The sequence below is a fragment of the Streptomyces sp. NPDC048361 genome, from assembly GCF_040651795.1.
GTDB lineage: Bacteria > Actinomycetota > Actinomycetes > Streptomycetales > Streptomycetaceae > Streptomyces.
Genome location: NZ_JBEZKW010000073.1, coordinates 1 through 12,690 on the forward strand (window position 1 = coordinate 1; position 12,690 = coordinate 12,690).

10 protein-coding genes and 2 pseudogenes are annotated in these 12,690 nt (G+C 70.4%); 3 read left to right on the forward strand and 9 right to left on the reverse strand.

The genetic code is table 11. From position 1 onward, the window contains the following. Positions 1-159 precede the first annotated feature (159 nt). The 9 genes from AB0D31_RS29945 to AB0D31_RS29985 form a co-directional block, all read right to left on the reverse strand. Positions 160-534, reverse strand: coding sequence for a hypothetical protein (locus AB0D31_RS29945; protein WP_362728902.1), 375 nt, complete (start codon positions 532-534; stop codon positions 160-162). Positions 535-536: 2 nt separating this feature from the next. Continuing rightward, positions 537-731, reverse strand: a complete 195-nt coding sequence (locus AB0D31_RS29950; RefSeq protein ID WP_362728904.1) for a hypothetical protein — start codon at positions 729-731, stop codon at positions 537-539. 92 nt (positions 732-823) lie between these two features. Then, complete coding sequence (locus AB0D31_RS29955) at positions 824-1,081, reverse strand: MbtH family protein (protein WP_362728906.1); 258 nt, start codon at positions 1,079-1,081, stop codon at positions 824-826. Next, positions 1,081-2,517, reverse strand: coding sequence for an NAD(P)/FAD-dependent oxidoreductase (locus AB0D31_RS29960; protein WP_362728908.1), 1,437 nt, complete (start codon positions 2,515-2,517; stop codon positions 1,081-1,083). Before AB0D31_RS29960 ends, AB0D31_RS29955 begins: the two co-directional genes overlap by 1 nt. Further along, on the reverse strand, positions 2,514-4,445 hold the full coding sequence (locus AB0D31_RS29965) for a S53 family peptidase (protein WP_362728910.1): 1,932 nt from the start codon (positions 4,443-4,445) through the stop codon (positions 2,514-2,516). Before AB0D31_RS29965 ends, AB0D31_RS29960 begins: the two co-directional genes overlap by 4 nt. Before the next feature lie 188 nt (positions 4,446-4,633). Next, positions 4,634-5,845 carry a M23 family metallopeptidase gene (locus tag AB0D31_RS29970; RefSeq protein ID WP_362728912.1) on the reverse strand — a complete coding sequence of 404 codons (1,212 nt, stop codon included), beginning with the start codon at positions 5,843-5,845 and terminating at the stop codon, positions 4,634-4,636. Continuing rightward, positions 5,838-6,911 (reverse strand): hypothetical protein, encoded by a 1,074-nt coding sequence (locus AB0D31_RS29975; RefSeq protein ID WP_362728913.1) that lies wholly within the window; start codon positions 6,909-6,911, stop codon positions 5,838-5,840. The genes AB0D31_RS29970 and AB0D31_RS29975 overlap by 8 nt, the downstream gene beginning before the upstream one ends. After that, complete coding sequence (locus AB0D31_RS29980; protein WP_362728915.1) at positions 6,878-7,594, reverse strand: DUF5819 family protein; 717 nt, start codon at positions 7,592-7,594, stop codon at positions 6,878-6,880. The genes AB0D31_RS29975 and AB0D31_RS29980 overlap by 34 nt, the downstream gene beginning before the upstream one ends. Positions 7,595-7,737: 143 nt before the next feature. Then, positions 7,738-8,103 (reverse strand): hypothetical protein, encoded by a 366-nt coding sequence (locus AB0D31_RS29985; RefSeq protein WP_362728917.1) that lies wholly within the window; start codon positions 8,101-8,103, stop codon positions 7,738-7,740. Between the two features lie 964 nt (positions 8,104-9,067). Between AB0D31_RS29985 and AB0D31_RS29990 the strand changes: the two genes are divergently transcribed. The 3 genes and pseudogenes from AB0D31_RS29990 to AB0D31_RS30000 all read left to right on the forward strand — a co-directional run. Beyond that, positions 9,068-9,865, forward strand: coding sequence for an AfsR/SARP family transcriptional regulator (locus AB0D31_RS29990; protein WP_362728919.1), 798 nt, complete (start codon positions 9,068-9,070; stop codon positions 9,863-9,865). A 498-nt stretch (positions 9,866-10,363) separates the two neighbouring features. Continuing rightward, positions 10,364-11,398, forward strand: a pseudogene (locus AB0D31_RS29995) (condensation domain-containing protein). Next, positions 11,341-12,662, forward strand: a pseudogene (locus AB0D31_RS30000) (AMP-binding protein); the annotation flags it as partial. The pseudogenes AB0D31_RS29995 and AB0D31_RS30000, both read left to right, overlap by 58 nt. Between the last annotated feature and the right edge of the window lie 28 nt (positions 12,663-12,690).

Consider the following 12,690-nt stretch of genomic DNA (forward strand, 5'->3'; position numbering starts at 1 on the left):
CACCCCCCCTCTCTCCCCAGGGGGGGGCGGGACCCCCCCCTCTCACCCCCACCGGAGCGCCCCGGCCGGGGATCATCGGCCGGGGCGCTCCTGTGTTCTGAGGGCCAAGTTGGGCCTGTGCGTGAGCGATGCGTGAGCGGATGCGCCGTCAGGGCCTGGTCACGAGGCGGACGGGCGCGCACGGGGAATCAGCTTCGCCGCCGCTTCCGCCGCCGCCTGGTCGACCTCGGGGAGCAGGCTCGTGTACGTGTCCGAGGTCAGCGTGATCGTGGAGTGCCGCAGCGTCTCCTTGATCGTGTGGAGGTCGCCGCCGCTTCCGTGTGTGATCGTCGCGGCGACGTGCCGGCGGTCCCGGAGGGTGATCGGCGGCAGGTCGGTGGTGGCGAGGATGCGCCGGAAGGTCGCCGAAGCCGTCTCCGGCTGGAGCCACGAGCCGTCTTCCTGCGTGAAGACCTTGCCGGTCTCCTTCCAGGCATCGCCCCACTTCTCCCGCTCCGCGTTCTGACGCTGGCGGTGTGCCCGCAGTACGGCCACGTTCAGGCTGTCGAGCGCGATGGTGCTCGCGCTTCCTCGATGTCGGGGAGCGGGGCCTTGTCCTCGACGACCTTCTCCAGCAGGGCGACGATGCGCTCAAGATCCTCGGGCTCGTCGGCGTCGGCCGGGGCGACCAGGCCGCGGACGTGGTCGAGGTCGGCCTGGGCGGCCCGCTCCCTCGTCCAAAGCCTGACCACTGCGGCCTAATGGCACACGCCCCCGGGGGGCCAGCCTTCTGGGCTCCGGCCCCCCAGGGGCGAGGATGGTGAAGCTCACTCTGGGGGCGGGCTCAATGAACGTGGCTCACTCCTGCTCTTCCTCGACCTGCACTCGGCCGAACGCGAAGTCCGCACCTCCTCAAGCTATTTGGCCGCATGTCCTTCCACGTCCGCTCGATGTGGTCGGGGCACGCTTGGCGGGTGCCATCGCCGCGGGTGACGGGCCAACCGGCCGGGGCAGCAATGGAGTTGGGCCACAGAGAGTGTTGGCCCTCCTCGTTTGTGAGCACCAGGTATGTGCCGGTTTTGGTCTCGAACGGGTTGGGCATCAGGGGGTTCCTCCTTGGGGCAGGCGCAGGTGGCGTAGGGCCGAGCGGGCGGCGTGGTAGCCGGACATGCCGTGGACGCCAGGGCCGGGTGGGGTTGCCGCGGAGCACAGGAAGACGCCTGGGATTCCGGTGCGGTAGGGGTCCAGGGCGGCGCGGGGGCGCAGCAGCATCTGGGGGAGGGTGTTGGCGCCCGTGAGGATATCGCCGCCTACGTAATTGGCGTTGTACGCCTCCAGGCTCGGGGCGGACATCGCCGCTCGGGCCAGCACTCGGTCACGCAGCCCCGGGGCGAAGCGCTCCAGTTGGGCCAGTACGGCTTCGGTGGCGTCGCCGGTGTAGCCGTGCGGGACGTGTGCGTAAGCCCATACGGGGTGGACGTCGCCCGCCGATCGGACCGGGTCGGCCAAGTACTGCTGGGCAACCAGGACGAAGGGGCGTTCCGGCATGCGGCCGCGCGCGACGGTCTGCTCGGTGTGGGTGATCTCCTCCAACGTGCCACCCAGGTGGACCGTTCCGGCACGTCGGCAGGCCTCATCGCGCCACGGCACCCCGCCCTCGACGGCCAGATCGACCTTGAACGCCGCCGGACCGTGCTTCCAGCGTGCGTAGGCGCGGCGGGTGCGCGCAGGCAGGCGGTCCCCGCAGAGCGCGATGGCGCTGCGCGGCGCCACGTCCAGCAACGTGACGCGGGTGGGTGGCAGTTCGGCCAGTGAGCGGACCCGGACGCCGGTCTCCACCGTGCCGCCGAGTTCGGTCAAGCGGGCCGCCAGGGCGTTGGTGATGGCCTGGGACCCGCCGTGGGCGACGGGCCAGCCGTGCCGGTGCCCGGCCGCGATGAGCATGAGCGCTATGGCGGCGCTGCCGGGCGCGGACAGGGGGCGCAGCGCGTGCGCGGCCACGCCGGCGAACAGGGCGCGGGCCTGTGCGGAGTGCCAGCGCCTTGCGACGGCGGTGGCCGGCCGGGGAGCCAGAAGCCCGAAGCGAGCCAGCGAAAGAGGGTGTTGGGGCAGGTGGAGCGGGGGGCCCATCAGGTCGGTGGCGAGGGCTTCGTACCGTTGCGAGAGCGGTGCGAACAGCTGGCGCCATGCCGCTCCGTCCGCACCGAGGCCGCCCACGGTCTGTTCCAGCGAACGCCGCAGCACCGCCGCGGGGCCGCCGTCGAGCGGGTGGGCGAGGTCGATATCGGGCCGGCGCCATTCCAGGCCGTGCCGCTCAAGACCGAGTGAGCGCAGGAAGGGCGAGGCGACGGCCATGGGGTGGACGGCCGCGCAGTGGTCGTGGAGCAGCCCTGGCAGGGTGAGTTCGCTGGTACGGGTGCCGCCGCCGATGGTGTCGGCCGCCTCAAGGACGGTGACCGCGAGCCCCCGCTGTGCCAGGGCGACGGCGGCGGCCAGCCCGTTGGGGCCGGCCCCCACCACGATCGCGTCCGGGGTCACCGCAGGCTTCCGCCAGTGCGGCGGAACCACTGGAGGTAGCCGGGCGCCGGCGAACCGAGCCCGGTGGCGTAGTCGTAGCCGGGGCCGGCGTGCAGGCCGTAGTCGCGGCCCAGGGCGTACAGGACGTAGCGGTTCTTCTCGTCGTCCGATGGCCCGTAGTCGCGTACGGCGGTGAGCGGGCCGGGGCCCGCGGCCGCCGGCTGGTCCGTTACGTCGCGGAAGGCCGGGGTGCCGCCGAGTGCGTACAGGAGCGGGTTGGCGAAGCCGAGGGGGCGGCCGGTCTCCTGCTGGGCGTCGGCCTGGAGAGCGGCGAAGGCGGGGGTGGCGGCGGAGGTGCCGCCGAAGCCCACAAGCTGGAACTGTCCGCCGTCGGTCAGCCCGACCAGGACGGGCAGGGCGCCGTCGCCCTCCATGGCCACGTCGGGGGTGGCCCGGCGGGCGGGCGCGCCCGCCGCCTGGGCGGGGACGCGGCCGTGCTGGTACCACGGCTGGGGGAAGTCGCTGAGCCCGCCGCCACCGCCGAACGCGAAGACGCCGGGGACGGGACCCCAGGCCCGTTGGGTGCCGGTGCCGGTGAGGACCGACAGTTCGTCGCCCATGCTGGTCTCCCAGGCATAGTCGCCGTGCCGGTCGAGGGCCAGGGTCGTACCGCCGACGGAGGTCACCCAGGGCGAGCCGCTGGGGAAGTCCGCCTGAGCCGCGGTGGTCTTCGCGTCGCAGTTGACCCCGGTCTCGGCCGCCCCAGGGGAGGAGTCGCCGCAGTCGCCCGCGGCGAAGTACACGCCGATGCCCTCGGCGGCGGCCTGCTCGAACAGCAGGTTCCACGCGTTGACCAGGTCCGGCGTCAGATGGCCGGGGTCGGAGTGGATGATCTCGGCCCAGGAGTTGGAGATGGAGTCGGCGAGGCGGCCGTCGATGACGGTGGCCTCCGCGTCCATGAGGTCATTGTCCAGACAGGAGTTGGCGCCGACGTAGAGAACGTTCGCATCGGGCGCGAGGCCGTGCGCCATGTCTATGTCCAGGGCCTGCTCGCCGGCCCAGGCCCCGGGCGGCGCGCACACGGGCCCCACGTTCCAGTCCTTCGGTGTGACCTGCTGGCGGTACTGGCCCGGGCGGAACGGGCGGTCGCCGGTGGCCTTGGCGAACCGATCGGCGTCGGCGGGCATCGAGGCGGACCCGTAGGCGTCCACGATGGAGATGGTGGCGCCCTTGCCGGTTGCGCCGGGGCCGCCCGCGCCGTAGGCGTGGCGCAGCTGTGCGGGGACGTACGGGCAGGGGGAGTAGGCGGTCGTCCTGCCGTACGCGGAGGGCAGGCCGGTGGCGGGCTTCTGCCCGAAGTGGTCGGAGCAGACGGCGGGCGTGCCGGTGGGGGCAGTGGTGCGCTGGGACAGGGGGCGGGCCGCCGCGGGTGCGGAGAGGCCGGACACGGCGATCACGGTGTCGGGAACGCTGACGTCGCCGGTGGGCGCGCTGACGTCGCCCCGGGCGGTCCGGTAGCGGTGGATGGAGCTCCCGAGCGCCTGCTGTACGGCCTTCGCCGGGCCCGAGACCTCCAGGTAGTGCGGGGTGTCCCGGGTGACGGTGAGCCCGGCCTCGGTGAGCCAGCGGGCGATGGCCCGGTGCTCCTGGGGGCCGAGGGCGAAGCGCTGGCGGTACTGCTCGGGGGTGAGGAAGTGGCGGTAGACCGGGCTGTGCGGGTCGGTGACGTCCTTGAGGAACGACGCGAGTCCCGCCGGGTCGCGGGAGCCGAGCTGGAGCCGGGCGGTGAGGCGCTCCTCGGCGGGGACCGGGCCCGTGTCGGCCGATTCGGTGGCGTAGCCGGGGTGCGAACCGGGCAGCACATGGCGGTGCGCGGCGGGGGCGTCGGGGCCGTCGGCGTGGGCGGCAGGACCTGCGAGCGCGGTGCCCAGGAGCGCGGCGCAAGCCACGGCGGCGAACGTGCGGGGCCGTATTCGGGTGTGCGGGGACACGGGGGGAGAGCCCTTCTGTGAAGACGGGGAAGGCTAGGAAGGCTGGGAAGACCGGGAAGCGGACATGCTGACGGCGTCCTCGACTGGCCGACTGGAGGACGTTAAGTAGCAGGTGCAGTACGGGAGTTACTGGCGCTGACGGGCGATCAGGTGCGCAAGGTGCGCCCGCGGTGCAGCGTCCCGGTGATGCCGGTGAACCGGAGGTCGAGTCCGACGCCGTCGCGTTCGGCGTGGATGTGCAGATGCGGTTCGGTGGTGTTGCCGGAGTTGCCGACCTCGCCGAGCAGCTGACCGGTGTGCACCCGGTCGCCGGTGGACACCGTCACGCTGCCCGGCCGCAGGTGAGCGAGCTTGACGACTTCGCTGCCTGTGTCGATGAACACGTGGTTTCCATAAGGAGGTTCGTAGCGGATCCTGCCGGGGGTCTGGTCCGCGTAGCCGCCGGCCGCGGAGACGACGCGCCCGTCACACGGGGCGTACAGCTTCACTCCGTAGATCCGGTACGCGTCCGGGGCGGGCCCGCTGCGGAGTCTGGCCCCGCGTGCCCCGGTCCCGATGACGTCGAGTGCCCCGCGCTGTTCGGGCTCGGACAGGTGGTGGTTCAGGCCGCGGCCGCCGCCCTGGGCGATGAGCCAGGTCCCGCATCGCAGCGGGAATTGCAGGGGCGCCGACAGCGGCGCGCCCCAGCGGTGGCCGCGCGCCCGCATCAGGTATCCGGTGCCGCCGGCCACTAGGGCAAGACCAGCCGCCAGCTCCAAGTCTGGGTGCCCCACAGGCAGTTGTGGCAGCCGCCAGGCCGAGGCGAGTGCCACGAGCGCGCCCGCCTCCACGCTCCGGCGGATCCACTGGGGCAGCCGGGCCGGCGTGAAGAGCCCTTCGAGGAACAGATAGGCGGCGCCCACGACGAGCACACTTGCGCACCAGCCGGTCACGGACGGGGCGCTCCAGCACGCCGCGATGCGCACGGCGAGGAGCACGCACCACAGGACCCATCCCAGGGCGGCGCGCCAACCCGGCGGCACGCGCAGCCGGGCGGGCCGGTAGGGGCCGGGTGCGATGCGGAGGTGGGCGAGGTTCCCGTCGGCGTCCGCCTGGGCGAACGCGAGGGCTCGGCCGGCCGTTCCCTCGACCACCAGACCGTCGGTTCCTTCCGTGACACCGGTGAAGTCACCGACGTGGTCCCGGGTCGCCGCGACGATCCCGTGCAGCCGCCGGTCGCCGACGGCGTCCACGACGCGGGGCGCCAGGCGGGGCCACTGTGCGGGATCGGCGCGGAGGAACCGCTCCAGTGCGCGGGCCGCTTCGGTCTGTTCCGGTGTACGCCGCGGCTCCGCCGCCCCGTTCACCCGGTTACGCATCGGCTCCGCTGCCCTGGGTCGCGAGCACGCTCACCGCCGGCTCGTGGGCGGGTGAGGGTCCGGGCAGCGCGGCCGGCCGCACGCGCCGGGCGAGGCGCGAAGCGAGGCTGGTGGCCCGGGACTTGAGGGCCCGGTAGTCCTCGTCGCGCAGACAGGTGCAGTCCGCGCCGATCATCAGCAGGCCGAAGCACACCAGTCCCATGAAGGCCATGATGCCCAAGTGCATCCCCTCCAGCGCAAGGGTATTGGCCTTCCGTACCCAGCCGCGGGCGGACAGGATCGCGAAGGGGAGGGCCAGCTCGGTGAAGATGGTGAAGTAGCTGACGGCGGTGGTGACATACGCGTTGCTCATCAGGTGCGCATAGGCCGGCCACATCTGAAAACCGGTGAGCCGGCTGACGTAGTACATGGCCACGCCGTCCTGCCACATCTTCCCGGTGATCTTCCAGTAGCCCGCGGCGAAATAGAGGACCGCCGTCTGGAACACGATCAGATAGGCCGCCAGATTGTGCAGGACCGTCGGAACGGAAGGGCCCGTCTGCTCGCTGAACCGGGCGCGTCGCCGCTTTGCCCCCGGCGCGAGATAGGCGTTGGACACCGTGAAAACCATGAAGATGACGAGGATCTGGACGAGGTTGTCGCCGCCTTCGAGTACATCCTGGTTCCGGTTGTGCAGCGACCACATGAGAATCGCCTGCACCAAGGTGAGCGCCCGGCCGCCATAAACCATGTAGACGGCGGACACCAGGATGGTCAGGTGGAACACGATCTCGAACCACACCGTGGAATGACTGAAGAGATAGAGGGAGAAACTCCCGTGCGAAAGCGCCGCCTTCGCGGTCTCGATCGAGTTGTAGGAGTCGGGCCCCCACAGGAACCGCCGGTTCCCGTAGTCGGCGAGACAGTACATGACCGTGGCAAGGCCGATCACGATCCGCAGCAGCGCGATGCCGATCAGCCGGTGCTTCCGGCTCGCCATCCGCAGCAGTCCGGCGTCGAGCCTGGCCATGCCGGACGTCGCCCAGGTGCGCATCAGCGGGCCACCCCCGGAACGTAGTCCATCCACGATGTCTCCAGAATGGCATTGACCGATTGCTTGGGTTTGGGGCTCGCGTACCGTTCGGAGAACGGAATCATCGGCTTGTTCTTGAACGTGGCCCGGACGGAAACGATCTGCGCCTGCGGATACATCGAATAGGCCTGAGCGGACAGGAACCGCTGGATCTCCTCGAATTCCGCTGCGTACTGCTTGTCCAGGGCGTCCTGGGCCGGCTTGCGCTCTGCCTCGGGCAGCTTCTTGAAGTTCGTCACCGCTGTGGCGTAGCGATTGGCCGCCGAGTCGAAAGCCAGTGGCAGGCCCGGGAGTTTCGTCGGGTTGAGCGGGAACTCACGCGGGGTCCGGTCGATGGCGTCCTCGATCTCCACCGGACTCGTCTCCACGACCTTGTCCGACCCGGCCGGCTTCATGCGCACGGTCAGGTAGATCAGGTCGTTGTTACTGCCCGGGGTGGGACCGAAGAGCTGCCAGTCCTGCCAGAAGTACGGTTGCATGGCCTTGGTGGCCATGGACTGGACACGGGTTTTGACTGGCGAGTCGGGCGCGTTGTAGGCGAGACAGGCGACCGTGTAGAGCACCACCGGCAGCAGCGCTAGGGCGGTGCAGATCCGCAGCCGCGCCGTGATCGCACGATCGGGTGGCGGGGTCGGGCCGCCACCGCTGCTCCTGGGGGCTCGCCCGAAGGCTTTCACGGTGGGACACCTCCGTTCTGTGTGTGGGGGGTCGTTGCTCCGCTGAGGGGTGCCCGGCGGCGAGGGGTTACCGCCGGGCACGTATTCAGGTGGCGCTTGCCCGGGTGCCGGGGCCGCTGGGGTCAACGGCCCCGGCACACAGGTCAGTTGGCGGCGTCGTACTGGACGTCGCCCGGGATGACCCCGTGCAGCCCGTTCGGGCTGACGGCGGGACCGCCGCTGGAGGAGGACGAGGACTCGCTGGACGAGGACCTGACCTTCGTGGTGACCTTCACGGCGTACTCGGTGGCCTTGACCGCGGTGGCGGCGACCACGCTCTGGGCGACGGCGTGCCAGAACTGCGGCTGCACACCGTCGTTGATGACGGTCGCGGTGGCGACCGACTGCGTGGCGGCCGCCTTCTGCTGGGGCAGCGAGGTGGCCGACGCGCTGGCCGCACCGAGGCCGGCGGCCCCGGTCGCGGCGATGGCGGTGATGACGGCCCCTGCGATGAAACGCTTGGCGTTCACTGTGCTCGCCTTCTCGTATGGAATTGATGTCTGGTGGAGTGTCCGGGCATGGGGGGATCCCAGCCGGAACATGAAAAGACCGCTGGAATCGGTTCGCTCGCGAAACGGTGCACTTTGCACGCGACTCGACGGCCGACGTGCAATAAATGAGGTGATGTCCGGAAGAGTGGTCAGCTCTGCCGAAGGAAAGTAGCGCCGGTCCCCCTCGCGGACGCCGCGGGGGGTCGGGAATCTGCAGATTTCCCGTCCCCCGTTGGTCGGTCGCCCTCGGGTCAATGCCCGATAAATGCGCTGGGGCGCCTTTCCTGGAAAGTAGCTTAGCAGGACGATCGATAGTGACTCAATCGCGATTCTGATCACGGAGAGCGATGTTTACCTGGACCCTCAGGGGAACCTCAGATCCATGAAATTCCCTTTACCCGTCCCGAGGTGTACCGAGCCGTTCCGGAGTCATCCCGGAACCTGGCGGTATGCCCGGCCCATCGAGGCACGAGCACCCACTGACCTGGCAAAACTTGGCTTGGCAAGGAGGTTGGCGTGGCTTGATGGCACAGGATGCGGGGCCTCAGGGCCAAAGCGGAATCTTTGTGTCCGGGGCCGAATCTTTACCAGCGGAAAGGGTTCCGGGGATCCGTTCACCCGTCCTGGACGGCCGAAAACTACAATGCGTAATACCGGGAATGGCTCACCTGCCGCGTGATAGTGTCCTGAATTCGTGATCCGTCCCAGACCAAAACCGGTCCGCCCAGGGGGAACTTGGACGGTCCGGTGGTGTCGGACCATAACCGGCATTCGGACCTTGCGAGTGATTGACTCATACGCGAGGGCGAGAGAAGTCACCAAAGTGCGCCACGGTCTGACGGGCGCCGATGGCTTCTGCTTTCTTCGCACGCCAAAGCGCACACCAAGTGCACACAATGCCCGGTCTCACTGGACTGGATTCCGGGCCCTTTGACCACGGGGGATGAGAAAGATCGTGTACTTCCGCGTTCTCGGAGCACTTGCAGTGGAGACGGACGAGGGACTGTCACGGACTCCGCAGGCGCTGAAACTCCGCGCCCTGCTGGCTCTGTTGTGCCTGAACGACGGCCGGCCGCTGTCCGCGCCGCAGCTCATCGACGCCCTCTGGTCGGGCGCGCCGCCACGCACCGCGTCCACCGCACTGCAGGTGTACGTCTCCAGACTCCGCAAGCACCTGGCGGATGCGGGCTTCGACGGAGCCGGACTGCTGACCCGGCCCCCCGGCTACATGATGGAACTCGCCCCGCTCACCCTGGACTTGCACAACTTCGAATCGCTGTGCCTGCGGGCCGGGGAGCTGCGCACGGCGGGCCGCCTCGAGGAGGCTTCGCGGCTGCTCTCCCAGGCGCTCGGCCTGTGGGCCGGACCCGCACTCGCTGACCTGCGCACCGTTCCGGCGCTGCAGAGCCTGGGCCATCAGCTGGACGAGAAACGGTCGGCCGCCCTGGAGGAGCGCGCCGAGACCGAACTCCTTCTGGGGCGGCACAAGTTGCTCATCGGCGAGCTCTACGGGCTGATCGACGAACAGCCGATGCACGAGACCTTCCATGGCCTGCTGATGCTCGCGCTCTACCGCAGCGGACGCCCCGCCGAAGCCCTCATGATCTACAACCGCATCCGTCGCGTCCTCATCGACGAGCTTGGCATCGAACCCGGGCCCCGGCTGAGGCAGTTGCAGCAGTCGATCCTGGAGCGGGACGCCGTACTGGAAGACCGCACCCTCGCCCACCTCGCCTGCTGAACGGCTCCGCGAGAGCGCCTCGGCCGGCCGGACTTCGGCCGGCCGAGCGTGGGTGCGAAGGCCGAGACGGAGTCGGAGGCGCTGAAGCGTTCATAGAAGGCGAATCTAAGGGCCCGTCCCGCAATTTTCCACACCCTGGGGAATGGGATCCAGAGGGGTTCAGCGGCGCTTTAGTGACGCTTTGGCGGGCCGCGATGCCAGCGGCGAGCATGCGAGAGTTTAGCGGCGTCATCAAGCGTCCTTCTCGCAGGTGGGGGCGATAGTTGGGCAGTGGTCGACAGAGTCGCGGCGCTGCCCCGGCTACTTCCTGGTTTTCTTCGGTACGCCCTCCCTATTCCGTCCTGGCATTCGACGAGAAGCCGACGATCGGCGCGCGATACGAGGAGTGTGGGAGAAGTGTCAGGGTCAGGACCCGGCGGCAGGCGCCTTCCCGTGTCGGCGGCCCAGCGTGAGGTGTGGCTGGCCTAGCAGGTCGATCCGACGGCCCCGCAGCAGCGCATCGGCGAGTACCTCGAACTCCAGGGCTCGATCGACAAGTTGGCCTTCGAGGCGGTGATGCGGCAGGCCGTCGCGGAAGCCGTCCCGCTGCACGCGCGGTTCGTCGAGCAGGACGGCGAGCCCCGGCAGCACGTGGCTCCCTTCTCCGACTGGGAGTTCCCGGTCCTCGACGTCAGCGGCGAACCGGACCCGGCGGCCGCCGCGCGGGCCTGGATGCGGGCCTGGATGCGGGCCGACCTGGACCGACGGATGGACCTCTCTCGCGGGCCGCTCTTCTCCTACGCGCTGTTCACTCTGGGGCCCGGGCGCAGCTTCTGGTACCTCAGCGCCCACCACGGCGTCGCCGACGGGCACACGGGCGCGCTCATCGCCCAGCGAGTGTCCGAGCTATACAGCGCGGTGGCTGCTCAACCACCGTTGCCTGTAGGCCAGTTCGGGTCCGTCTAGGCCCTGCTGGCGGACGACGCCGACTACCGGGCCTCCGACCGGAGCGGGGCCGACCGGACGTACTGGACGACACGGTTCGCGGATCAGCCGGAAGTCGCCACCCTCGCCGCCGGGCCGGCCGACGCGTACGCCGCGCGGGGCCAGATCAGTCACACGGGAAGCCTCTCCGAGGCCGAGACCGAGGGGCTCAAGGCGGCCGCCCGGGCGGCCCGCACCCACTGGTCCGTCCTGGTGATCGCCGCCGCGGCCGCCCAGGTGCACCGGCTCTCCGGCGAGCGGGACGTCATCCTGAGCCTGCCGACGGCCGCCCGCACCGATGCCGCGGCGCGCACCATGCCGGGCATGTACTCCAACGTCCTGCCCCTGCGCGTCGCGGTACGCCCCGACCTCACGGCGTACGACCTCATGCGTCAAGTCGCGGGCAGCTTCAGGGAGATGATCCGGCACCAGCGCTACCGGGGCGAGCATTTGGCGCACGACCTCGGCCTTCCGGACCCGGGGCGCTACGGACCGGTCCGATGGTCAACATCATGGCCTTCGGCTACGACCTGCACTTCGCGGGGCAGCCCGCCACCGCCCACCACCTGACCCAGGGACTCGTCGAGGACCTGTCGTTCACGGCCTTCGACCGCGCGGACGGCCGGGGTCTGCGCATCGACCTCGTCGCCGGCTCCGCCCGCTACACCGCCGACGAGCTGGCCGCGCACCGCCGGCGGTTCCTGCGGATCCTGCGCGCTTTCACCGCGGACCGGGACACCGCGGTCGGCGCGGTCGAGCTGCTCACCGAGGGCGAGCAGACCCGGCTGCTCACCGAACTAGGCTGCCCCGAACGCAAATACCGGGAAGCCACCCTGCCCGAGCTGTTCGCCCGGCAGGCCGCGGACACCCCGGATCTGCCCGCCGTTGTCTCCGCGGAGGCCACGCTCACCTACCGGCAGCTGGACACCGCGTCGAACCGCCTCGCGCGGCTACTCATCGCGCGGGGCGTCGGCCCTGAGCAGACCGTGGCTCTCGCGCTGCCCCGCTCGGCATGCCTCGCCGTCGCCGTCCTCGCCGTACTCAAGGCCGGCGGCTGCTACCTGCCCGTCGACCCCGAATACGCTGCCGAGCGGCTGGAGTTCATGCTGAGCGACACCGCCCCGGCCGTCGCGCTGACCACCGCGAACACGGCCCTCCGGCTGCCGCCGACGGTCGCTCCCCGGCTGATCCTGGACGAGCCCGCCACCGTACGGGAACTGGCGGACCTGGCCGCCACGGAGGTCAACGACGAGGACCGGCTGCGCAGGCTTGACCCGGCGCATCCCGTGTACGTCATCTACACCTCGGGCACCACGGGGCGGCCCAAGGGCGTGGTGATGCCGGGGCAGGCAATGGTCAACCTCCTGTTGTGGCACGACGAGGCCTTCCCCGCCGAACTAGCCACCAGAATTGCCCAGTTCACCGCGCTCAGCTTCGACGTCTCCGTACGGAGCTGCTGTCCGCGCTGCTGTTCGGCAAGACCCTGGTGGTGCCGTCCGACGAGGTCAGGCGCAACCCCGAGCTGCTCGCCGCCTGGCTGGACGCGGAGGGGGTGCACGAGCTCTTCGCCCCCAACCTCGTCCTGGAGGCCCTGTGCGAGGCGGCCCTCGACAGGGGGCGGACCCTCCCGTCGCTGAGGGTTCTGGCGCAGGGCGGCGAGGCGCTCATCCCGAGCCGCCAGGTCCGGGAGTTCGTACGCCTCACGCCGGGCCGCCGGCGGCAGGGCGGCGAGGCGCTCACCCCGAGCCGCCGGGTCCGGGAGTTCGTACGCCTCACGCCGGGCCGCCGGCTGCACAACCACTACGGCCCGAGCGAGACCCACCTGGTGACGGCGCACACCCTGGCGGCGGACGTCGACGCGT